This is a genomic window from Saccharopolyspora flava (assembly GCF_900116135.1).
In the GTDB taxonomy this organism is placed as follows: domain Bacteria; phylum Actinomycetota; class Actinomycetes; order Mycobacteriales; family Pseudonocardiaceae; genus Saccharopolyspora; species Saccharopolyspora flava.
On record NZ_FOZX01000008.1, the window covers coordinates 41962 to 60112 of the forward strand.

Annotated in this window: 22 protein-coding genes; 12 read left to right on the top strand and 10 right to left on the bottom strand. The window is 71.2% G+C overall.

Annotation, left to right across the window (positions count from 1 at the left end):
* The first annotated feature begins 16 nt into the window (after positions 1 to 16).
* Positions 17 to 1237: a DUF2399 domain-containing protein gene (locus BM424_RS20935; protein WP_093420792.1), complete on the top strand. Its 1221-nt coding sequence runs from the start codon at positions 17 to 19 to the stop codon at positions 1235 to 1237.
* A 3-nt stretch (positions 1238 to 1240) separates the two neighbouring features.
* Here the strand turns inward: BM424_RS20935 and BM424_RS20940 are convergent, their stop codons facing one another.
* Positions 1241 to 1726, bottom strand: a complete 486-nt coding sequence (locus tag BM424_RS20940) for a GNAT family N-acetyltransferase (protein WP_093421309.1) — start codon at positions 1724 to 1726, stop codon at positions 1241 to 1243.
* 83 nt (positions 1727 to 1809) lie between these two features.
* On the opposite strand from BM424_RS20940, the gene BM424_RS20945 reads away from it, so the two are divergent.
* Positions 1810 to 2361, top strand: coding sequence for a VOC family protein (locus tag BM424_RS20945; protein ID WP_093420795.1), 552 nt, complete (start codon positions 1810 to 1812; stop codon positions 2359 to 2361).
* A gap of 128 nt (positions 2362 to 2489) precedes the next feature.
* On the opposite strand, the gene BM424_RS20950 is transcribed toward BM424_RS20945, so the two are convergent.
* The 3 genes from BM424_RS20950 to BM424_RS20960 form a co-directional block, all read right to left on the bottom strand.
* Complete coding sequence (locus BM424_RS20950; protein ID WP_093420797.1) at positions 2490 to 3536, bottom strand: saccharopine dehydrogenase family protein; 1047 nt, start codon at positions 3534 to 3536, stop codon at positions 2490 to 2492.
* Positions 3537 to 3633: 97 nt separating this feature from the next.
* Positions 3634 to 4215: a TMEM165/GDT1 family protein gene (locus tag BM424_RS20955; RefSeq protein ID WP_093420800.1), complete on the bottom strand. Its 582-nt coding sequence runs from the start codon at positions 4213 to 4215 to the stop codon at positions 3634 to 3636.
* 471 nt (positions 4216 to 4686) lie between these two features.
* Positions 4687 to 6252, bottom strand: a complete 1566-nt coding sequence (locus BM424_RS20960) for an alpha/beta hydrolase (RefSeq protein WP_093420802.1) — start codon at positions 6250 to 6252, stop codon at positions 4687 to 4689.
* A 203-nt stretch (positions 6253 to 6455) separates the two neighbouring features.
* On the opposite strand from BM424_RS20960, the gene BM424_RS20965 reads away from it, so the two are divergent.
* Positions 6456 to 7169 (top strand): maleylpyruvate isomerase family mycothiol-dependent enzyme, encoded by a 714-nt coding sequence (locus BM424_RS20965; RefSeq protein ID WP_245776015.1) that lies wholly within the window; start codon positions 6456 to 6458, stop codon positions 7167 to 7169.
* A gap of 26 nt (positions 7170 to 7195) precedes the next feature.
* Here BM424_RS20965 and mshB read toward each other — a convergent pair whose 3' ends face one another.
* The 3 genes from mshB to BM424_RS20980 form a co-directional block, all read right to left on the bottom strand.
* Positions 7196 to 8038 carry an N-acetyl-1-D-myo-inositol-2-amino-2-deoxy-alpha-D-glucopyranoside deacetylase gene (gene mshB / locus BM424_RS20970; protein ID WP_093421314.1) on the bottom strand — a complete coding sequence of 281 codons (843 nt, stop codon included), beginning with the start codon at positions 8036 to 8038 and terminating at the stop codon, positions 7196 to 7198.
* Between the two features lie 99 nt (positions 8039 to 8137).
* Complete coding sequence (locus tag BM424_RS20975; protein WP_093420805.1) at positions 8138 to 9097, bottom strand: DUF3048 domain-containing protein; 960 nt, start codon at positions 9095 to 9097, stop codon at positions 8138 to 8140.
* 64 nt (positions 9098 to 9161) lie between these two features.
* Positions 9162 to 9878: a Clp protease N-terminal domain-containing protein gene (locus BM424_RS20980; RefSeq protein ID WP_093420807.1), complete on the bottom strand. Its 717-nt coding sequence runs from the start codon at positions 9876 to 9878 to the stop codon at positions 9162 to 9164.
* Positions 9879 to 9982: 104 nt separating this feature from the next.
* On the opposite strand from BM424_RS20980, the gene BM424_RS28965 reads away from it, so the two are divergent.
* Positions 9983 to 10159, top strand: a complete 177-nt coding sequence (locus BM424_RS28965; protein ID WP_175548198.1) for a hypothetical protein — start codon at positions 9983 to 9985, stop codon at positions 10157 to 10159.
* Positions 10160 to 10169: 10 nt separating this feature from the next.
* Positions 10170 to 10385, top strand: coding sequence for a hypothetical protein (locus tag BM424_RS20985; RefSeq protein WP_093420810.1), 216 nt, complete (start codon positions 10170 to 10172; stop codon positions 10383 to 10385).
* Between the two features lie 512 nt (positions 10386 to 10897).
* Here BM424_RS20985 and BM424_RS20990 read toward each other — a convergent pair.
* Together BM424_RS20990 and BM424_RS20995 are read right to left on the bottom strand one after the other, a co-directional pair.
* Positions 10898 to 11644, bottom strand: coding sequence for a D-Ala-D-Ala carboxypeptidase family metallohydrolase (locus tag BM424_RS20990; RefSeq protein ID WP_093420812.1), 747 nt, complete (start codon positions 11642 to 11644; stop codon positions 10898 to 10900).
* A gap of 315 nt (positions 11645 to 11959) precedes the next feature.
* On the bottom strand, positions 11960 to 12757 hold the full coding sequence (locus BM424_RS20995; protein ID WP_093420815.1) for a thioesterase family protein: 798 nt from the start codon (positions 12755 to 12757) through the stop codon (positions 11960 to 11962).
* A gap of 235 nt (positions 12758 to 12992) precedes the next feature.
* Between BM424_RS20995 and BM424_RS21000 the strand changes: the two genes are divergently transcribed.
* The gene (locus tag BM424_RS21000; RefSeq protein ID WP_093420817.1) at positions 12993 to 13481 is read left to right on the top strand and encodes a YbaK/EbsC family protein; all 489 of its coding nucleotides are present in this window, start codon (positions 12993 to 12995) and stop codon (positions 13479 to 13481) included.
* Positions 13482 to 13493: 12 nt separating this feature from the next.
* On the opposite strand, the gene BM424_RS21005 is transcribed toward BM424_RS21000, so the two are convergent.
* On the bottom strand, positions 13494 to 14090 hold the full coding sequence (locus tag BM424_RS21005; protein WP_342742640.1) for a TetR/AcrR family transcriptional regulator: 597 nt from the start codon (positions 14088 to 14090) through the stop codon (positions 13494 to 13496).
* 121 nt (positions 14091 to 14211) lie between these two features.
* Between BM424_RS21005 and BM424_RS21010 the strand changes: the two genes are divergently transcribed.
* From BM424_RS21010 to BM424_RS21035, 6 genes are all read left to right on the top strand, one after another.
* On the top strand, positions 14212 to 15156 hold the full coding sequence (locus BM424_RS21010; RefSeq protein ID WP_093420821.1) for a DMT family transporter: 945 nt from the start codon (positions 14212 to 14214) through the stop codon (positions 15154 to 15156).
* Complete coding sequence (locus BM424_RS21015) at positions 15153 to 15740, top strand: class I SAM-dependent methyltransferase (RefSeq protein ID WP_139274119.1); 588 nt, start codon at positions 15153 to 15155, stop codon at positions 15738 to 15740. The genes BM424_RS21010 and BM424_RS21015 overlap by 4 nt, the downstream gene beginning before the upstream one ends.
* A complete protein-coding gene (locus BM424_RS21020; RefSeq protein WP_093420826.1) occupies positions 15703 to 15897 on the top strand; it encodes a DUF1059 domain-containing protein in 195 nt (64 codons plus the stop codon). Before BM424_RS21015 ends, BM424_RS21020 begins: the two co-directional genes overlap by 38 nt.
* A gap of 197 nt (positions 15898 to 16094) precedes the next feature.
* Positions 16095 to 16724: a LysE family translocator gene (locus BM424_RS21025; protein WP_175548199.1), complete on the top strand. Its 630-nt coding sequence runs from the start codon at positions 16095 to 16097 to the stop codon at positions 16722 to 16724.
* 65 nt (positions 16725 to 16789) lie between these two features.
* Positions 16790 to 17599 (top strand): SAM-dependent methyltransferase, encoded by an 810-nt coding sequence (locus tag BM424_RS21030; RefSeq protein ID WP_245776017.1) that lies wholly within the window; start codon positions 16790 to 16792, stop codon positions 17597 to 17599.
* A 60-nt stretch (positions 17600 to 17659) separates the two neighbouring features.
* On the top strand, positions 17660 to 18073 hold the full coding sequence (locus tag BM424_RS21035) for a DUF3592 domain-containing protein (RefSeq protein WP_093420831.1): 414 nt from the start codon (positions 17660 to 17662) through the stop codon (positions 18071 to 18073).
* Positions 18074 to 18151 lie beyond the last annotated feature (78 nt).

Sequence of the window (18151 nt, forward strand, 5' to 3'; positions counted from 1 at the left end):
AACGGAGGTTTTCGCCGTGGCCGTCACGGACGAGATCCGGGAGGCCCTCGGCGTTCCGGAGTTGCGGGGCCTGTGGGAGGCCGCGCGCGAGGCGCTGTCGTCGTCGCAGCCGACGTTCCGGCTGGAGCTGCCCGACGACGCCACCCGCACCGCGGTGGGCGAGCTCTACGGGCGTCCGATGTGGGGCGAGGGGACCCGGATCAGCGTGTCCAAACTGGACGATGCGCTGCGAAACCGGTTCGGCGTCGGGCTCTCCCAGGTCGTCGAGGTGCTGCACGGCTCGGTCGCCGAGGCCGAGCCCGCCGCGGAGGAGGCCGACGAGCTGCTGCCGGTGCTCGACGAGCACGGGCTGGCCGGCACCTCGTGGGCGGCGCCGTGGTTGCGGTGGGTGCGCCAGTACGGGCGGGTCGGCGAGGCCGAGCTGGTCGGCATCGTGCACGCGGCCGCGCGGGTGCTGGCGGCGATGGCGCTGTCCGAGCCGCCGCGCTCGTGGACCTCGCGGGCGTCGCTGGCCGGGCGGATCGGTTTCCCGCACTCGCTGGACGACGGGACGACGCTGAGCCGGGTGGTGCTCAAGGCCGCGGCGCTGGCCCAGGGCGCCGAGTCGCCGGGCAACGAGCGCGACCGCCGCTCCCTGTGGGAGCGCTGCGGCGTCGCCCCGGACGGGGTGTCGGCGACGGTGCTGACCTGGGCGTTGCCGGTCTCCGGCGACGACGCGTGGTCGGCCGGGGTGCGGTCCCGCACCGAGCTGGGGCTGCCCGCGCACCTGACGCACCTGGACCTGGGCGCCGCCCCGGAGCGGCTGGTGCCGGAGGGCTCGGTGATCGCGGTGTGCGAGCACCCGCGCGTGCTGGAGGCGGCGATCCGGGAGGCCCTGCACCACCCGGTGATCTGCCTGTCGGGCCTGCCGTCGACGGCGGCCCGCGCGCTGCTGGAGCGCCTCTCCGCGGACGGCGCGGTGCTGCGCGTGCACGCCGACTTCGACTGGCCGGGCATCGCCGCCGCTCTCACCGCGCAACGGCACGGGACGGTGCCCTGGCGCATGTCCGGCGACGACTACCGCTCGGCGCTCGACCGCGCGTCGCGGGACCGCACGGACCTGCCCACCCTCGTCGGCGCCCCGGTCCCCACGCCGTGGGACCCGCAGCTGGCGGATCTCATGACCACCGCGGCCCGGGCCATCGAGGAGGAGCACGCCTTGCAGCCCCTCCTCGACGACCTGCGCCGCGGCCTGTAGGGGTCAGAACAGCCGGTACATCACGTGCAGGCCGACGTAGCCCTCGGTCGGGTGGTGGAAGGCCTCGGGGAGGGTCGCGGCGATCTCCATGCCGAGCGACTTCCACAGCGCCACCGCGCGGGTGTTGGTCTCCACGACGGCGTTGAACTGCATCGCCCGGTAGCCGTCGGCCTGCGCGCGGCCGAGGACGTGCTCGCCCAGGGCGCGGCCGACTCCGCGACCGCCGGAGTCCGGGTCGACCATGAAGCTCGCGGTCGCGACGTGCGCGCCCTGGGCTTCCCGGTTCGGCCCGGAGATCGCCGTGCCCAGCACCCGGTCGCCGTCGACGGCCACCACGGTCCGCCACGGCGCCGGCGGGAACCAGCGCTGCCTGGCGGTCTGCTCGTCGAGGTCCCGGTCCCACGCGTAGGTCTCCCCCGCGGCCACGATCCGGCGCATGAACGGCCAGATCCCGGCCCAATCGGCCGCCTCGGCCTCCCTGATCTCCATGTCCCCAGTCTCCACGACGCCGCCGATCGGCCGCACGGGATTTTCCGGGCTGCTGATTCGTGCTGTTCCGGTAGCTTCCCGGTATGCCGTTGGTGGTGGAGTTCGCCGCGCAGGACCCGGCCCGGCTGGCCCGCTGGTGGGCCGAGGTGCTGGGCTGGACCGTCGTGGACGAGACCGGGGTGCGCCCCGACGGCCCCGGGGTGCCGCTGCGCTTCCGGCCCGCCGACGGCGCCAAGACCGGCCAGAACGACGTGCACCTGGACCTGCGCAGCGAGTCGCACGACGAGCAGACCCGCCTCGTGGAACGGCTGTTCAACCACGGCGCCCGGTTCGCCGACATCGGCCAGAGCACCGAGGTGCCGTGGGTGGTGATGACCGACGTCGAGGGCAACGAGCTCTGCGCCCTCGAACCCCGCAAGGCCTACGCCTGCACCGGCCCGCTGGCCGCGGTCGTCGTCGCCACCACCGATCCCCGCGAGCAGGCCAGGGCGTGGGCCGAGGAGCTCGACTACGACGTCCTCGCCGAGCAATCCGAGTTCGCGGCCCTCCGCCCGCCTTCGGGCGAAGGGCCCCACCTCGAATTCCTCCACGACGACAACCCCCACCCCGGAATGCTCCGCATCCTCCCCGGCTGACCTCCCGATCCGCGGCGGCCGTCCCGTTGCCCTGGGCTCCTGGAGGGCGACAGTTTTAGTGAAAACTGTCCCGACATTTCGGACATCGATCATGGGTGATTCGAGGAAAAACTGTCCCCTCCGGAGCCCTAGGCGGGCTCGATGACCTTCACCCCGTGCAGACGCCGGACGAAGTCCGCGCCGAACGCCGTCGACGGGGTGTGAGCACCAGGCGCCGGAGCCTCGGCGTGCAGGGCGCTGACCGCGCGGAGCACCGAGTCGGCGGTCATGTCGTAGGTGTCGGGACCGATGAGCGCGGCCGAGACCGAACGCCCCCGCTCGTCGGACGCCTCCGCGAAGACCTCCACCCAGCTGCGCGAGCGGGTCCCCCGGCCCGGTCCCTTGACGAACGCACCGATGACCGACTTCCCGACCCGCTGGACCGGCGCCGAGCCCAGCACGGCCTGGCTCACCTTGCCGAGGCCGTCGCCGAGGTCGGGGATGGGGAGCCGGGCGAAGGTCGTGATGGTGCCGATGCCGGTGCTGCGGTAGGCGGTGGCGACATCGCCCCAGGGCAGCGAGGTCACCTGGCGCGGCCCGGACGGGAACGGCACCTCGCGGCGCCGCCACGCCAGCGGCACCGTCCGCAGCTCGCCGTCGACGCGGGCGCGGCCACCGATCGCCGCGCCCTCCAGGGCGCTCTTGAGCGTGCCGGGGCTGATCCGGCCGCCCGCCTGGAACGCCAGGTCCAGCCGGGTCGCGCCGGGCAGCTCGGCGGCGACCAGGGCCGCGAGGCAGTCGGTGGGCACCACGTCGAACCCGGCGCCCGGCAGCAGCACCACGCCGGCGTCGCGGGCCTGCCGGTCCCGGGCGAAGATCGACTCGAAGACGTCGATCTCCCCGGTGATGTCCAGGTAGTGGGTGCCGGAGCGCAGGCAGGCCTCGACCATCGGCGCCGAGGTCGCCGAGAACGGCCCGGCGCAGTGCGCGACCACGTCGACGTCGTGCAGCATCTCGGCGACCCGGGCGGGTTCGGAGAGGTCGAAGATCCGCGATTCCAGCCCGCGCGGCGCGGCGAACGCGGCGATCTCGCCGGGGTTGCGGCCCGCGACCACCGGGCGCTCCCCGCGCTCGACCGCCAGGTCGGCCACCAGCCGTCCGGTGAACCCGTTCGCGCCGTAGATCATCCAGGTCATCGCGCTCCCTCCGCTCACCCCCGCTAACGAACACCCTCGTCGGCGGTCACGGGTTGCCCGGAGCGGCGGCGATCACCCGGTCAGACCCGGGCGGCCGTCAGGCCTGCATCGACAGCAGCGCGTCGACGATCAGCCAGCCGCCGAACAGGACGAACAGCGCGGTCGCGCCGTAGCGCACGGCCTTCTCCGGCAGGTGCTTGCCCAGCAGCAGGCCGACGCCGATGGCCAGCGCGTCGGCCAGCACCATGCCGACGGTCGAGCCGATCCAGGTGCCGAGCCAGTCGTGGTGGGTGGCGAGGGTGACGGTCGCCAGCATGGTCTTGTCGCCGAGCTCGGCGAGGAAGAACGCCAGCGTCACCACCAGCACGGCCGACCCGAAGCCGCGCTGGGCCTTCTGCTTCTCCTCCTCGGTGAGGCGGTCGCCGCGCAGCGTCCAGGCCGCGAAGAACAGGAACGCGATGCCGGCGATGAGCGCGATCCACTCGGTCGGCATCAGTTCGCCGAGACCGAATCCCAGTGCCACCGAAACGGCGTGCACCAGCGTGGTCGCGACGGTGATGCCGAGCAGCACCTGCCACCACCGGTATCGCGTGGCGAACGTCATCGCCATCAATTGCGACTTGTCGCCGAGCTCGGCGACAAAAATAGCTGCGGAACTCAGCGCGATGCTGCCCAGCATGATGTGAAACCCACCTTCCGAGAACACCGAAGGTCTCGCCCACCTCGAACGCAAGGCTCGCGACCGGGTGCGATGACGCCGCACCAGCATGTCGACCGCGAATTCGCGGACTACTCCCCTTCAACCGAGGAGGAACATTACCGGAATCGCGAAACACGTCCAATATCGGGGAACGGAGGAATTCGCATTTCCATTTCACCAAATGCGGGTTTCGGCGCACCGCAAAATCGAATGCGCCGGCGCGATGAGAGCGGAGTCACCTTCCGGGGCGGAACAACGCGGGGCGGGATCCTGTTGAACGGACTGGTCGATGCGTTCCGTGTCCCCGGGCCTCATCTATCGCCTTCGCGGAATACCGTCCGGCTGGAGCCGCGTCGCGCCACTCGCCGAGAGGCGACCGGCGCATCGACCTCCACTCACGACGAGGGCCGTCGCTCCTTCTCCTCGGAGCGACGGCCCTCGCGCGGGTGCTCAGAACGGCCGCTCGTCCGGCTGGCAGACCTCACCGGGCTGCGGGACGCGCAGGTTAATCAGGTAGTCGGCGGCACGGCTGTCGGCGCAGGAGCTGTCGCCGAGGATGCAGTGCCCGAAGGCGTCGACGCTGACCAGTCGCGCGTTGCCGAGCTCCTTCTCCATCCGCCGGGAGAACTCGTACTGCGTCGCCGGGTCGTAGAAGTTGCCGAACAGCAGCACCGGGTTGGCGGCCTGGTTCACCCAGGGGCCGCGGTGCACGTCGGGGCTGGTCGGCGGCCACTGCGAGCAGCCGGCGAGGTCGCTGAACGCCTGGTTGCGGCCGAACGTCGGCGATTCCGACTCCCACTGCGCGGCGATCGCGGGCACCAGGCCCGGCTTCTTCGGAATCGGCTTGTCGGTGCAGTTCACCGCGAAGTACGAGTCGTCCACATAGGACTCCTCGGCGGCGTCCCTGCGGTGCTTGGCCGCCGGGAGCTGCAGCACCCGCAGCAGGTCCGGGATCAGCCCGGCCTTCGGGTGCAGCTGCAGGTGCAGGCCCTGCAGGTCGCTGCCCAGCTGCCGGAACTGCTCCGGGTCGTAGAGCGCGCTGCTGACCGCGTCGGTGAACTGGTTCAGGTCGATCGTCGTGCCGTCGGGCATGGTGATCGGACCCCGCCGCAGGGCGTCGCGGATCTCGTCGAACTTGGCCCGGGTGTCGCCCTCGCCGAAGGCGCACTTGGTCTTCTCCGCACCGCAGCGCTTCAGGAACGCGTCCAGCGCGAGCTCGAAACCACCGGCCCGCTCCCGGTCGTACTGCACGCCGTCGGCGGTACGCAGCGCCGGGTCGACGTTGCCGTCCAGCACGATCGCGCGGCTGCGGTCCGGGAACATGCCGACGTAGGTCGCGCCGAGCAGCGTTCCGTAGGAGAAGCCGACGAAGTTCAGCTGCGCGTCGCCGACCCCGGCCCGCATCAGGTCCAGGTCGCGGGCGACGTCGGCGGTGCTCATGTGCCGCTGCAGCTCGCCGGCGTTCTTCGCGCAGGCGTCCCCGTAGTCGCCGTAGGCGTCCATGGTGCTGCCGATCTGCTCGTCGGTGACCGGCACCGACGACATCCGGCCCAGCACCTTCTCAGCCTGCTCAGCGTTGCGGAAGCAGCGCATCCGGGTGCTGCGGTCGATGCCGCGCGGGTCGAACCCGATGATGTCGAAGCGCTGCAGCACGGCCGGGTCGAAGCGCTCCACAGCGCCGACCGGCATGTCGAACCCGGGACCGCCCGGGCCGCCGGGGTTGAGGAACAGCGAGCCGATCCGCTCACCCGGTTCGGTCGCGGCCCGCCGCATCATCGCGATGTCCATGGTCCCCTTGCCGGGGTCGGCGTGGTCGAGCGGAACCGGGTACTTCGCACAGCTGTACAGGTGCCGTTCGGTGAGCGGGACGTCCTGCAGCACGGCCTTCTCGCACGGCCCCCAGGCCACCGGAGAGGCCTGCGCCGCCGACGTTCCCGCGACCACCGCGGTGCCCGTGACCAGCACGCTCGCCGCCACGGCGAGCGCTGTCCGTAATCGCACGCGTCGCGTCGCCACGTGCTTCCTCCTCGTGTCCGATCAGTGGGTGTTCGCTGATCGAACATTCCGAAGGGGATCCCGGACACCGCAGAACGCACGAATCCTCTTTCCCGACAACACAGTTTGATAACCGCCCGGATGGCCTCTTTCGGGTACCGATCACGGCGAGGTGGTTTCAAACCGGTGATCCGCCCCTAGGATCACGCCGCGTGATGCCTCCGTTGAAAGCTGTTGCAGAGGGCCACCGGCGGCTGCTCGGCCTCACCGCCACGCTCACCGACGAGCAGGTGGCCGCCCCCTCACTCCTGCCCGGCTGGTCCCGCGGGCACGTGCTGGCACATCTGACCGACAACGCCCGCGCGTTCGCCCGCGTCTGCTCGCTGGCGCTGAACGGCGAGCTCGTCGAGGCCTACGAGGGAGGTCAGGCCGAGCGCGACGCCATCATCGAAGGGCTGTCGGGCGGGAACGCCTTCTCCCACCACGACGGCCTGAACCGCCACGTCGGTGTGCTCGAAGCCGTCTGGTCGCACGCCTCCCCCGCCGACTGGGAGCGCCCGGTGCGCTTCCGCAACGGCGACCTGGCCGGGATCGTGTTCATGCGCTGGCGGGAGGTCTGGATCCACCTGGTCGACCTGGACCTGGGCGTCGGGCCGCAGGAGTGGACCGAGGACTTCTGCCACCACACCATCGAATTCCTGCTGCCCCGGCTGCCCGCCGGTGTCGCGCTGCGGCAGACCGACGGCCCCCGCCGCTGGTCCGCCGACGGCGAGATCAGCCCGGTCGCCGACGTCGAGATCACCGGCCGGGCGCACGACCTGGCGGCCTGGCTGGCCGGTCGCCCGCCGCAGCGCCTGCCGGCGGGCGACCTCCCGGAACTGGGCCCCTGGCCACCGCACCCGGCCCCGGCGGACCGCTCCCACCTGGCGGCGGGTTGAGGAAACGCTGAGTTCCCTGACGGCTCCTAGTCGAGACCGGCGAACAGATCGGTCTCCCAGCCGTACGGCCCCTCCCCCGGGCCGCGCTCGCCCCGGACGAGCACGTAGTGCTCGCGGCCGAACTCCTCGTTGTTGACCATCTTGGCAAAGAAGCCGTCGTCGTCGACGTTGACCTGACTGCGGTAGGTGCGCAGGGCCGCGAGCTTGTTGGCGTGGAACCGGCGACCGTCGATCTGCGCGGTCAGCTCCTCGTCGGGAACCGTGCTCGGTTCGAAGGCGGCGACGGCGTCCTCGGCGAGGAACCCCTCCTCGACGGCGCGCGTGAGCAGCGAGCGCGGCATCGCCGTCCAGTACACCTTCGGCACGTCCCAGGGCTCGCCGAGGTCCGGCTCGTAGGACGGGTCGGCGGCGGGCTCCAGGGCGCCCATCAGCGCCTTGTGGGCGGCGATGTGGTCGGGGTGGCCGTAGCCGCCGTTGCGGTCGTAGGTGACGGCCACCTGCGGGCGCTCGGCGCGCAGCACCGCGACCATCGCGCGGGTCACCTCGGCCGGATCGGCCTTGGCGAAGGCGCGGGGGTCGTCGTTGGACTCCTCACCGGCCATGCCGCTGTCGTGGAACCGGCCGGGGCCGCCGAGCCAGTGCTGGCGGATGTCGCCGAGCTCGACCAGCGCGCGCTCGATCTCCCCGCGCCGGTACTCGCCCAGCTCCTGCGGCTTGCCGCGCAGGTGCGCGAGGTCGTCGGCGATGACCTCGCCGAGTTCACCGCTGGTGCAGGTGACGAGGCTGACGGTGGCGCCTTCGGCGCTGTAGCGGGCCATGGTGGCGCCGGTCCCGGTGGACTCGTCATCGGGGTGGGCGTGGACCAGCAGCAGACGGCGATCGCTCATGTCCTCCGAGCCTAGCGACTGACACCGACGGCGGTCACCGATGTGGCGTTCGTCGCGCTGCCGCGCGGGTTTTCGATCTCGTCAGGCCCGCGGCACCAGCACCACCCACACCTGCCCGGGCGCGAAGGTCATCGGTTCCCCGGCCTCGGTGGTGTAGGTCGTGCCGACCTCGGGAGCCGGGCGGTTCCAGTAGGCGTTGAACTTCTGGCCGTCGCGCAGCACCACGGCCCGCCCGCCGCCGACCGTCTCGGCGAACGGCGAGACGTTGCCCGCGATGTCCTGGAACGGCGAGCTGACCACCGGAACCTCTTGCAGCACAACGGTGCTCGCGGCGCCGCGACCGCTGTCGGTGGTGACGTAGGGCTGCCCGTCCATCGACACCAGCCAGCGCGCGCCGTCCCAGTCGAAGCCGACGCGGGCGTGCAGGTAGGCGATCTCCTCGTGCCCGGTGGGCACTCCCCCGGCCGCCGGGGCGGGCCCGAACACCAGCGGGGCGGCCGGCGACCAGCCCGCTCCGGGCGGCAGCCGGTCGGTGCGGGCGAACAGGTTGTGCGGCATCACGCCCGGCCCGCGGTGGAACGCGCCGGGCAACGTCCGCTGGGAGGCGTCGGTGACCGGGGCGCGGCCGATCTCGGGCAGCAGCTCGGGCGCCGCTCCGGAGAAGGCGAGCGTGGGGTGCCCGAACTGGGGCAGCAACCGCAGGTCGGTCTGCCGGGCGCTGCGCACCGGTCCGACCACAGGAGGGACACGGGAGGCGAAAATGCCGATCAGACGGCTGATCCCGGCTTCCACGGGTTCGACGTAGACGAGGTCGGCGGCACCGGTTCCGGTGTGCGGCCGGGCCTGCGGCGCGTTGTCGATCTTCACCGCGAGCACCGGCGGGCCGGGCGGCGGTGGCGGCGGAGGGGGTGGCTCAGGTGCGGGTTGCGGCACCGGGTCGATGATCGGCAACGCCACCGTTCCCGTCGGCTGCACGGCCAGCGCTCCGGCCACGAGCACGACCGCCGACACCAGTGTGCCGATCACGCGCAGAACCCACATCGCCCCTCCACCGCGTAGCCTCACCCGGCGCCCGGGCGAGAACAAGCGGCCGAACGGCCCAGATTCAAGCCTGACCGCGCACCACGTCGTCGATGACCTTCGCGATCAGCGCCTCCGCCGCGGCCTTGTCCAGACCGAGCCCGGAGAGCAGGCCGTCGCCGCCCTCGTGCTCGAGCACGGCGAGCAGGATGTGCTCGGTGCCGACGTAGTTGTGGCCGAGCCGGAGGGCTTCGCGCAGGGTCAGCTCTAGGACCTTCTTGGCGTCGGCGTCGAACGGCACCAGCGCGGGCAGGTCGTCGGCGCCGGCGGGCAGCGTCGCGGTCGCGGCCTCGCGGATCGCGTCGAGCGCGACGCCCTGGTCCTCGATCACCTTGGCGGCCACGGCTTCCGGTTCGCCGAGCAGGCCGAGGACGAGGTGCGCGACGCCGATCTCGTCGTTGCGGGCCTCGTGCGCGGCGTTCTGGGCGAGCACCACGACGTTGCGGGCTCGCGGGGTGAACCGGCTGAACCCGTTGCCGGAGTCGTCGTCGAATCCCTTGGTGACGGACCGCTTCTGCGCGGCCTGCTTCGAAACGCCCATGCTGCGGCCGATCTCGGTCCAGGAAGCGCCGGATCGGCGCGCCTGGTCGACGAAGTGGCCGATGAGGTGGTCGGCGAGGTCGCCGAGGTGGTCGGCGACGATCACGGCGCCTTCGAGCTGGGACAACGCGTCGTCGTTGGACTTCTTGATGCCCGCGATGAGGTCGTCGAGGCGAATGGTGGGTGGGAGGTTCTCAGCCATGCGTCAACCATAGGTTGACGCTCCGATGGCGTCAACCAGTGGTTGACGAACATGACGCGCCGGTCGTCCGGCGGTAGCGTCGCGGCGACCGCGGAGGTGAGGACGTGACCGAGGAGGAGAACTCGGAGTGCCGGGGATGCGACGGCACCGGCAACATCAAGGTGGCCCGCCGGTTCATGTCGCTCGACACCGGCCGGGTGTCGACGGTGATGTCGTTGGCGCGCTGCCCGCACTGCCGGGAAAACCCGGGGCGACAGCGAGGTGGCGGACCGCCCGTGTGAGGATCGACGCATGTCGGACGAGGGTGGCGAGAACACCGGTATCGAGGCCAACGGCCCCAACGCCCTGTGCTTCACCTGCGGCGGCCTCAAGAAGATCAGCGAGCCGCGCCTCTACATGATCCAGGCCACCGAGGAGATGCAGACCGGCATGACCATGTCCGAGTGGCGAACCTGCCCGCACTGCACCGGGAAGGGCTACCACCGCGGGATCAATCCCCCGGCGTGACGCGGAGGCGGGCGGACCGGACCGGAGGCTGGGGGAGATCTCCGTCCGGCCCGCCCCATCCCCATCCGGGGATTCGCGAGACGGGACCCCGGGGGACAGGGTCCCGGCTCGCTTCCTCGCTGGCCGGGGGTCCGACTGGGGGTTCGGTCCGCGCCCGGCCAGGGCGAGCCGCAGCGCGGCTCGCGTCGGGAAGTGACGGGGTGGTGCGCGGTTCGCCGCTATCGGGGCGCGGCGAACCGCAAGTGAGGAGAGTTGACGGCGGGGGCGGCGGTGCGCACCTGTCCGGGTGGCCGGCTCCCCGCGGGACGCTTCCGACTGCGTTGTGGAAGCTTCAACCATTATGTCGCACATGACGCGCAGTTGTTAGCGCCGACTACGGATAGTCACATCACACGTCATGCCCACCACACCCGGGTAACACCGGCTTGACATCCCGCGAACACCTGTCGTTCGCCTACCGATGCAGCGCGGGCACCCGGCGAGAACCGGGTGCCCGCAGCGCGAAAATCCCGTCAGATCCCGCAGTCCGGCGCCGACCAGGTGTCGGCACCGCCGGCGACGTGCACGTGGTCGTCGTGCCCGGGGTAGCCCGGTCCGAGGATCTCGCCGAAGCCGTGGTGGCGCGCCTGCTGCGCCAGCGCGCAGAAGCCCTGCGACCCGGCACCGAGATCGGCGGCGTCGCCGTAGAGGTGGCGGCTGTTGGGCGCACCGCCGACCGAGTCGTTGCAGGACACGCTGCGGAAACCGCCGTTGACCTGGATCGGCGCGTCGCCCATCGCGTGCCGCATGGCCTGCAGCTTCCACATGGTCACCAGGGCGTTGGCCTTGGCCTCGTCGGCGGAGACCTTGCCGCCGGACCAGTCGGAGTTGCAGTTGTTGATCTCGGAGTAGTCGAAGTTGACCGGCGAGCAGTCGTCGTCCTGCAGCTCGTAGATCTTGGCGAAGGTCGACTCGCCCGCCACGCCGTCCGCGGACAACCCGTAGGCCTGCTGGAAGCGGACGACGGCATCCCTGGTGGCGGGGCCGTAGACGCCGTCGATGGTGAGCTGCCCGCCGTCGCCGGGATATCCGGCCACGCGGATCTGCAGGTTGCGCACGTCGTCTCCGGAGGCGCCCTCGCTGAGGGGCTGGCTCCAGCTGTAGCACCCGTCGGCGGTGGGTGCGGGCGCGGCGGGCGTCGCGACGGCGACGGGCGCGACGAAGGAGACGACGGCACCGGCCACGAGGGCGGCGGTCACACCGGCTAATCGGGTCTTCATGCGGGACACCTCTCGCTGCGGGGGATGATCTGCAGCTGCGGATACTTCCCGAAAATCCCGCGCCCGCCCGCACTCTTGTCAGGAATTCACCAGAAAAGCCGCACCCCGGTCGAATCCCACCGTCCAGACGGCCGATCGCACCGCGCACCCGGTCACCGCGCCCGCACCCGAAGCAACCCCTAGCAGCGACAACGGGCCGCACACCTCGCGGTGAGCGGCCCGTTGCGGCTCGTGCGTCAGCGGTGGGTCAGTCGTGGCGGCGAAACCGCCAATCGGCGCCCGATCTCCGCCAATTCCGGGAATTGACGCGACGGGTCAGGTCGTCAGCGGGCGAACGGTCAGGATCTGCTCGGCGTGACCGACGGGACCGCGCACGTCGTGCAGGTCGGTGCTGGTGAGCCCCTGGCCTTCGGCGCCGAAGACGACCTTGGTGTCGAGGCCGGTCCAGCCGCCCTCGGGCAGCCGGTAGAGGTGGACGGTGAGGTCGACGTTGGGGAACATCCACTTGGTGGGTTCCTGGCGCACGGCGATGCCGTTGGCCGCGTCGATCAGCGCGACGAACGACGCCAGCGGGCTCACCTGCTCGCCCTCCACCAAGGGGTGCCCGGTGGAGATCCACGCGGTGGTGCGACCGGGCTGCGGCTCGCCGACGACGCGCGTCTCCAGCGATTCGATGAAGCCGCCGGACCACACCGAGTCCATCGGCCACGGCTGGAGCTCGTCCGGGCCCGGCACGGCGTCGGGTTCACCGCCCGCGACGATCCCGGTGTCGACCTCGGCCAGCAGCCACGCGCGCGCCCGCACGACGGCCCGGCCGCCGATGACCACGGTCGCCTCCACGAGCTCGATGGTCCGCCCCGGCCGGACGATCTCGACCTCGACGTCGAACTCCTCCAGCGCGATCTGCCCGAGGATGTCGAAGCTGATCCGGCTCATCACCAGATCAGGACGGCCTTCGGCGGCCCGGAACCGCTCGATCGCGTGCACGATCAACCCGCCGAGCGGGCTGAAGTGCTGCTCATCGGAGCGCCAAGCCCCGCCGACGTGCGCGGTCGGCTTGTACCGACCGTCCCCGACGCGCTCGAAGTACCCGGCCCGGACCGTCTCACCCAACGAACTGCACTCCCCCGTTCAGCGGAACAACCACCCCAGCATATGAGCCCCTCCCCCCACCAAAACCCAAACAGGACGGGAATCACGACCGACGCCGACACAGCAAAAGCTACGAGGTCGACGCAGCGTTCCCTACATCCAGATGTAGTTTTCGCTGTACCGGTGGCACACCTTCAAGGACCGCCGTCGGACAGTTCGGACCGACCCACCCACACGGCGAGAGGAGCCGTCGCGGATGTCTGATGATCTGCAGCTTCCCGAGCGCAGTCGCATCGTGCAGGAGCGCTTGAGCGAGGCGGGGCTGACCGCGCAGGTGCGGGAGCTGCCGGACTCGACGCGCACCGCCGCGGAGGCGGCGTCGGCGCTCGGGTGCGAGGTCGGGGCGATCGCCAGCAGCCTCGTCTTCCTCGCCGACGAGCAGCCGGTTCTGGTGATGACCAGCGGGCGGCACCGGGTCGACACCGACCTGCTGGCCCGCAGCATCGGAGCCGGTGAGGTCCGGATGGCGTCGGCGAAGCAGGTCCGCGCCGCCACCGGCCAGGCCATCGGCGGAGTCGCGCCGATCGGGCACCCGGCTCCGCTCCGCACCTTCATCGACGAGGCCCTCGACGACTACCCGACGATCTGGGCGGCAGCGGGCACCCCGCACACCATCGTCCCGCTCGACGTCGACCAGCTCGTGAAGCTCACCAGCGGCGAGAAGATCCGCGTCGCTGCGGAGTGACGCGCCGGGCCGTCACCCGGCGGCGACGAGGGCGCGGATCGTGTCGCGGGCTTCGTCGAAGGCACCGGTCATGCCTCCGACGGTGAGGTTGACCATGGCGCCTTCGTAGACCATGTGGACCCGGGCGCCGAGGGTGTCGGCGTCGGCGACGCCGGCTTCGGCCAGCAGGGCGGTGAACTTCGCGCGGGACCGGCGCTTCCCCTCGCGCAGCACCTCGCGCCCGGGGTGGTCGCTCTCGCCGAGTTCGGCGTGGGCGTTGACGAACGCGCAACCGCGCCTGCTGCCCGCCCACCACGCCTCCTCCGCGTCGAGCACCGCGAGCACCCGATCGACCCCGGACCGCGGCGCCCGAGTCCGCAGCCACTCGTCGAGGAATTCCTCCCACCGCTCCTCGCGCCGCTTGAGGTAGGCCGCGACCAGCGCGTCCTTCGACCCGAACCGGTCGTAGAGCGTCTTCTTGGTCGTCCCCGCCTCCTCGGCGATCAGATCGACGCCCACGGCCCCGATCCCCCGCTCGTAGAACAACACCCCGGCCACCTCGAGGATCCGCCGCCCAGCAGGCGTATCAGGATTCGCACCACGCCCCACCACAACCACCCCATCAGGCACTCAAGTCAAAAACCCCGGTTTTCGTCGGGTCGAATACCGCAGTTTTCGACCGGTCAAATCCTGCGGTATTCGCCCCGGAGGACACTGCGAGTATACCGACCGGTGTGGTTACTTGGCGAACATGAGAGCACTGCTTCCGATCGCCTTCGTCGTGTTCTGGAGCTCGGGGTTCGTCGGCGCGGGCATGGCGGCCGACACCGGCGCCTCGGCCAACACGAGCCTGTTCTGGCGCTACGCGGTGACGACCGCGATCCTGCTGGTCATCGCCGCGGCGAGACGACGCCGGTACGGTCGCGCGTTCCTGATCCACGAGATCGTCCTCGGCGTGCTCGGCCAGGCGGTCTACCTCTCCGGCGTCTTCCACGGCGCCTCGCTGGGCGTCCCGGCGGGCACCAGCGCGCTGATCGCGTCGCTGCAACCGGTGCTCGTCGCCGTGATCACCAGCGGGCTCGCGCACCGATCTTTGGGCCCGCGAAGGCTTTTCGGCCTCGCCGCCGGAGTCACGGGCGTCGCCCTGGTGGTCGTCACCGACATCGGATCCGGTGGTGGCGCGCTGGGGATGCTCGCGGTCGTCGCGGGCACGGCCGGACTCACCCTCGCCACGCTGCTCGGCGACCGCCGTCCCCGCCCCGAAGGCCACGACCTGCTCGACTCGCTGACCGTGCAATCGGCCGCCGCCCTGGCCGGGTTCGCCCTGGTCGCGACGGTCGGCGGCGGCGTCACCCCACCGCCCACACCCGAGTTCTGGACCGCGATCGCCTTCCTAGTCCTGCTGCCGTTCGCCGGAGGCTACGGCTGCTACCTGCTCGTCCTCGACCGCTCGGGCTCGCTGGCCGTCAGCGCCCTGCTCTTCCTCACCCCCGCGGTCGCCGCGACCTGGAGCACCCTCGCCCTCGACCAGCCCTTCCACCTCACCACGATCCCCGGCTTCCTCCTCGCCCTCACCGGAGTCCTCGCCCTGAGGGAGAACTCCGGGTCTGCGCGCCCGCAGTCCTCAGGCGTCGCGATTGAGCAGGTCGAAAGCCCCTGGCACGGGGTTGGCGGTGAACGCAGGCTTCAGGGATGACGGAGCTTCGAACCCGGCCGCCGGGGCCCATGGAGCGGTTCCGCGCGCTGGTGCGGCGCCGGGCCTGCGGACGCGTGCTCGACATCGGCGCGCGCGGGGTCCGGGACCTGCCCGACCACGAGCACCTCGGCCGGCTGTCCCTGGTCGGCGCGTCCGACGAGGTGCGCGACGCGGATCTTCCGCTGGGGGCGAGCAGGATCGACGCCGGTCCGGACGATCTGCCGTTCCCGGACCGCTGCTTCGACGTCGTGGTGTCCCGGTTCGCCCTGTCGCGCTCGGCGAATCCCGCTCTCATGGCCTCGGAGATCGCGCGCGTGCTGTGCCGGGCCGGGCAGCTGCTGTTCGTGGACCTCGCCGACAGCACGCGTCACGTCGACGTCGTGAGCAACCTCAGGCTCAACGCGCTCATCACGCACGGGGTCGACTCGTCCCGTCCCAAGGGCCGCCCCGGGACGCTGCTGGTGCAGGGCGTCGCCGCGCACCCGCCCGTGCAGTACCCGCGCGAATTCGCGTGGCTGCTCGGCGGTTCAGGAGGAGGACAGCACGATGACGAGGAAAGTCGCGGACTGCCGGAAGACGCCTAGCGAGATCAACTGCTCGTTGACGATCATCGGCGAGGAGGACGAGGTCGTGCGCGCCGCCGCCGAACACGCCACCTCCGCGCACGGGCACGACAACACCCCGGAACTGCGCGAACAGATCCGCACCATGCTCGAAGACGCCAGCCCCACCAACACCTGACCAGCACCTTCGCCCGCATGTCATCGAACGATGACATTGGGGCGATGTCATCGTTCGATGACATCGGGCCAGCGGGGTTCGCCGAGGCCGCCTAGGTGGAGCGTGAGCCGGGGAACAGGTCGGGGTTGCGGTGGTCTCGATCGGCGGTGCGTCGTGGACGATGGGCGTCGTCGGGCGTGGTGTCGAGGAGGCTGCGGGTGTCGGGTCAGTTGGTGGCCTTCGTCGGGGCGTGCTTGGCGGTGATCGTCGTTCCGGGACCGGATCTGGCGTTGTTGCTGCGCAACGCGGCTGTCGCCGGCCGTCCGGGGGCGGCTGCCACGGCCGGCGGGATCATGACGGGCAACACGGTCCTGGCCACGGCGGCGGTGGCGGGGCTGACGGCGCTGCTGCAGGCCTCGGGACCGCTGTACAACGCGATCCGGCTCGCGGGCGCGGCTTACCTGATCTACCTGGGCGTTCGCGCGCTGATCAGCCTCATCCGCCGGGACGAGGAACCCCGGTCCGAGGACGCGGTTCCGCGCCCGGGCCTGACGACGCGCCAGGCGTTCCGGCAGGGTCTGCTCAGCAACCTGCTCAACCCGAAGGTCGCCGCGTTCTACCTCGCACTGTTCCCGCAGTTCACGCTGCCGGGCATGCCGACGCTGGTGCAGCACACCCTGCTCGCCGGGCTGTTCTGCGCGCTGTCGCTGGCCTGGTACGTGCTGCTGATCGCCGTGCTCGGCCGGGTCCAGGTGTGGCTGCGACGCCGCGAGGTCCAGCGCACCATCACCGGCGCCTCGGCCGCCGCGCTGATCACCCTCGGCGCGGGCCTCGCCGTCCAGAACTGAGTTGACACCGGCGCGCCCGAGACGATCAGCTATTCGCCGGACAGCGCCGAAGGGGAGGCCGGAACGTGAGCGACACGAGCAGCTGGGACGGTGGCGATCTCGACGTCGAGACGCCGAACGCGGCCCGGATGTACGACTACTACCTCGGTGGTTCGCACAACTTCGCCTCCGATCGCGCGGCCGCCGCACGAGCGGTCCAGGTGACGCCCACGATGATCCCGGGCGCTCGCGCGAACCGGGCTTTCCTGCAGCGCGCGGTCCGGTTCTTCCTCGACGCCGGCATCCGCCAGTTCCTCGACCTGGGTTCGGGCATTCCCACGGTCGGTCACGTCCACGAGATCGCGCACGCGGTCGACCCGTCGGCGCGCGTGGCCTACGTCGACATCGAGCCCATCGCGGTCGCGCACACCCGGCGCATGCTGTCGGACACCCCCACGGTCACCGTCACGCAGGCCGATCTGCAGGACCCGCAGGAGGTGCTGAACTCCCCCGGAGTCGCCGAGCTGCTGGACTTCGCCGAACCCGTGGCGGTGCTGGCGGTCGCGGTGCTGCACTTCGTCCCGGATGAGAAGAACCCCGCCGCGATGCTCGACGCCTACTGCGACGCGGTCGCCCCGGGCAGTTTCCTGGCGGTCTCGCACATCACCGACCACTACGACACACCCGAGCGCGTCGCGGAGATCGACCGCCTCTACTCGAGCACCACGAACGCCGCCCGGCACCGCACCTTCGAGGACTTCAAGCGCCTCATCGGTGACCGCGAACTCGTTCCCCCGGGCGCGGTGTACGCGACTGACTGGCGCCCCGACCCCGGCACGGTCCCCGCCGAAGGCGCCCGCACCGGCTTCTGGGCAGCAGTCGCCCGCATCCCCTGATCGGATCCGCCGTCCAGCTAAGGTGACCGGCGACAACGGCATTTCGAGATCGGGATCGGCATGAGCAACGGCGACGCGTGGTTCTTCATCGGGCTGGGCCTGGTCCTCGCCGTTCCCTTCCCGTTCGCCCTGATCATGCTGGTGCGCACCCACGCCCGGCGCCGCACCTGGACCCACGTCACCGGCACCGTCACGTCAGTGCGGACCAAGCGGCGCAACGACGGCGAAACCCGGACGACCGTCCACTACCGCTACACCGACGCGCTGGGACAGCAGCGCAGCGGCACCGACACGCCCTGGTTCCGCGCGCCCAGCCGCAAGAGCGACATCGCGGTCGTGTACGACCCCGACAACCCCGACCGCAGCGAAGCCGCCTCGACGACCTGGCTGAACGTCCTGTTCCCGATCACCGTCGTGCTCCTGGCCCTCGGCGTGTGGTCCCTCGTGGCAGGACTCCAGTCGCTCACCCAGTGAGGCGCCCAACACCGCCATGAACCGCGCGGCCCCTACCGGCAACAGCGCCCGAGGCCGTCGACGAGCCCAGAAGTCGCG

Bases quoted from the DNA above. Each gene is read 5' to 3' on its own strand.
- BM424_RS20955 (WP_093420800.1), bottom strand. From the start codon at position 4,215: ATGCTGGGCAGCATCGCGCTGAGTTCCGCAGCTATTTTTGTCGCCGAG.
- BM424_RS20990 (WP_093420812.1), bottom strand. From the start codon at position 11,644: ATGAAGACCCGATTAGCCGGTGTGACCGCCGCCCTCGTGGCCGGTGCC.
- BM424_RS21015 (WP_139274119.1), top strand. From the start codon at position 15,153: ATGACGGAGCTTCGAACCCGGCCGCCGGGGCCCATGGAGCGGTTCCGC.
- BM424_RS21010 (WP_093420821.1), top strand. From the start codon at position 14,212: ATGAGAGCACTGCTTCCGATCGCCTTCGTCGTGTTCTGGAGCTCGGGG.
- BM424_RS21000 (WP_093420817.1), top strand. From the start codon at position 12,993: ATGTCTGATGATCTGCAGCTTCCCGAGCGCAGTCGCATCGTGCAGGAG.
- BM424_RS20985 (WP_093420810.1), top strand. From the start codon at position 10,170: ATGTCGGACGAGGGTGGCGAGAACACCGGTATCGAGGCCAACGGCCCC.
- BM424_RS20980 (WP_093420807.1), bottom strand. From the start codon at position 9,878: ATGGCTGAGAACCTCCCACCCACCATTCGCCTCGACGACCTCATCGCG.
- BM424_RS20945 (WP_093420795.1), top strand. From the start codon at position 1,810: ATGCCGTTGGTGGTGGAGTTCGCCGCGCAGGACCCGGCCCGGCTGGCC.
- BM424_RS20940 (WP_093421309.1), bottom strand. From the start codon at position 1,726: ATGGAGATCAGGGAGGCCGAGGCGGCCGATTGGGCCGGGATCTGGCCG.
- BM424_RS20950 (WP_093420797.1), bottom strand. From the start codon at position 3,536: ATGACCTGGATGATCTACGGCGCGAACGGGTTCACCGGACGGCTGGTG.
- BM424_RS21035 (WP_093420831.1), top strand. From the start codon at position 17,660: ATGAGCAACGGCGACGCGTGGTTCTTCATCGGGCTGGGCCTGGTCCTC.
- BM424_RS20975 (WP_093420805.1), bottom strand. From the start codon at position 9,097: ATGTGGGTTCTGCGCGTGATCGGCACACTGGTGTCGGCGGTCGTGCTC.
- BM424_RS21020 (WP_093420826.1), top strand. From the start codon at position 15,703: ATGACGAGGAAAGTCGCGGACTGCCGGAAGACGCCTAGCGAGATCAAC.